1 protein-coding gene is annotated in these 1,099 nt (G+C 67.5%); it reads left to right on the forward strand.

Annotation, left to right across the window (positions count from 1 at the left end):
• Positions 1-117: 117 nt before the first annotated feature.
• Positions 118-1,035: an AMP-binding protein gene (locus AB0N07_RS51845; protein ID WP_365848068.1), complete on the forward strand. Its 918-nt coding sequence runs from the start codon at positions 118-120 to the stop codon at positions 1,033-1,035.
• Positions 1,036-1,099: the final 64 nt, after the last annotated feature.

Here is a 1,099-nt window from a genome sequence, read left to right on the forward strand (position 1 = left end):
CAGCGGTCCCGTTCGTCATTCACCGCAGGGCCAGCACGCCCACCCGCGCCTGGACAGCGCCCCAGCCAGCCTTAACTTCCCGGCCTTGGGGCAAGGGTCGTCGAGCGGATCGGCCGGATCGTTCAGACCGCAGCCATCCGGCACCTGATCGTGGACGCCGGCCGGCGAGAGATCGCGGTCGCCCTGGCAGCCAAGCACCCTGACCTGGTCGTCGTGCGTCCCGAGGTGGAGGAGGTGACGGGGCGGCTGCCGACGCCGACGCCGAACGATCTGGCCATTGTGCAGTTCACCTCGGGTACCACCGGGCACCCTCGGGGCGTGATGCTCAGTCATCGGACGGTGCTGGCCGGGCTGCGGGCGATTCTGATCTCGGCCGAGTTCACTCGGGACGACGTGCTGGTGCAGTGGGTTCCCACTTATCACGACATGGGCCTGTTCGGCCTGCTCAGCCAAGTGTTGAACGGCGCATCCACGCATGTCTTCGACTCGCTGAGGTTTCTGCGCGATCCGGCCTGCCTGCTGCGGCACCTGACCGAACACGGCGGGACCGTCATCACCGGCCCCAGCTTTGGTTACACCATGCTGGCCGACACCGTCGACCGGCATGGCGACCACGGCCTGGCCCTGGAGGGCCTGCGGCTTGCCTTCAACGGAGCGGAGCCCGTGCAGTCCTCCGATATCGAGCTATTCGACAAGATACTAAGTCCCGTCGGGTATCGGCCTGAAGCGATGTTCCCCGTCTACGGACTGGCCGAAGCCACCCTCGCGGCTACGTTCCCCGTCCCGGGCCGACTGCCACGCATCATCCACGCCGATCGAAACCTGCTCGCAGAGGGAGCGGCCGTCAGGCTCGTCCCGGAGGGTCACCCGCAGCAGAAGGCCCTGGTAGGCGTGGGCCGACCGGTCCACGGGATGGAGTTGCGGATCGTCGGCATGGATGGTGAGCCGCGCACCGAGGGCACCGTGGGTGAGATCCAGATCTGCGGCGCGGCGGTGACCACGGGCGTGACTGCTCAGGTCGTTGATTACGCGTGAGCGGGTGGCAGCCAGGGGTTTCCGGCGAAGAGGTCGCGGAGCACGGTCAGGGGGTTGAGGTCGT

The organism is Streptomyces sp. NPDC051172, from assembly GCF_040682555.1.
GTDB lineage: Bacteria > Actinomycetota > Actinomycetes > Streptomycetales > Streptomycetaceae > Streptomyces.